Below are 1,009 nucleotides of genomic sequence, written 5' to 3' on the forward strand. Positions count from 1 at the left end.
AATGCGGGATCACTTGAAAAACATTTACTTGAAAAATATGGCGAACCCTGCCCTGATGCCATGGTTGAAAGCGCACTCGAACATGCGCGTATTTTAGAAGATAATGACTTCTTTGAATTTAAAATAAGCGTGAAAGCATCTGATGTCTTTTTAGCCGTAGCCGCGTATCAAGGTTTAGCGGAAGCCTGTGATTACCCTCTTCATGTGGGTGTGACGGAAGCGGGCGGGCTTCGTGCGGGTACCGTAAAATCTTCTATTGGTATGGGTATGCTTCTATGGTCCGGTATTGGGGATACGATCCGTGTCTCTTTGTCAGCTGATCCCGTTGAAGAAATCAAAGTTGGTTTTGATATGTTAAAAAGCCTAGACTTACGTCACCGAGGCGTAAGAATTATTTCTTGTCCTTCTTGTGCACGCCAAGCTTATGATGTGATCAAAACGGTTGAGACTTTAGAAAAACGCCTTGATCATATATCCACACCAATGTCACTGAGTATTATTGGGTGCGTGGTTAATGGTCCTGGTGAGGCCAAAGAAACTGATATCGGACTGACGGGCGGTGGAAACGGAAATCATATGGTTTATTTAAGCGGTATGACCGATCATAAGATTGACGACGACAGTATTATTGATCATATTGTTGAGCTGGTAGAGGCTAAAGCTGTCGAACTTGAAAAAGAAGCCGTTAGTGGACAACCTTCATAGAAAAATTTAGGAGATAAAAAGTGGCGCGGCTCCAACCTGTGCGGGGAACACACGATATACTTGGCGAAAAAGCCATTCGCTTTCGCACAATTTTTGAAATTTTCAAAAAAGTAGCAGAACGATATTCGCATCAAGAAATCGATACGCCTATTTTTGAATTTACAGAAACGTTTAAACGTACCCTAGGGGATACGTCAGATGTTGTTACAAAAGAAATGTATACGTTTGAAGACCGCGGCGGAGAACAAATCACACTACGTCCTGAATATACCGCGGGAATAGCGCGTGCCTTTATATCAAACGG

At 42.9% G+C, this 1,009-nt stretch carries 2 protein-coding genes; both read left to right on the top strand.

Going from position 1 to position 1,009, the window contains the following annotated elements:
- On the top strand, window positions 1-705 hold a 705-nt coding region (gene ispG / locus ACTF6W_RS12300; RefSeq protein WP_438994844.1), incomplete at its 5' end, for a (E)-4-hydroxy-3-methylbut-2-enyl-diphosphate synthase.
- Between the two features lie 20 nt (window positions 706-725).
- Window positions 726-1,009: ATP phosphoribosyltransferase regulatory subunit (locus tag ACTF6W_RS12305; RefSeq protein ID WP_438994845.1), on the top strand; the 284-nt coding region annotated here is incomplete at its 3' end.

Source organism: Pseudemcibacter sp. (assembly GCF_965661635.1).
Taxonomy (GTDB): domain Bacteria; phylum Pseudomonadota; class Alphaproteobacteria; order Sphingomonadales; family Emcibacteraceae; genus Pseudemcibacter.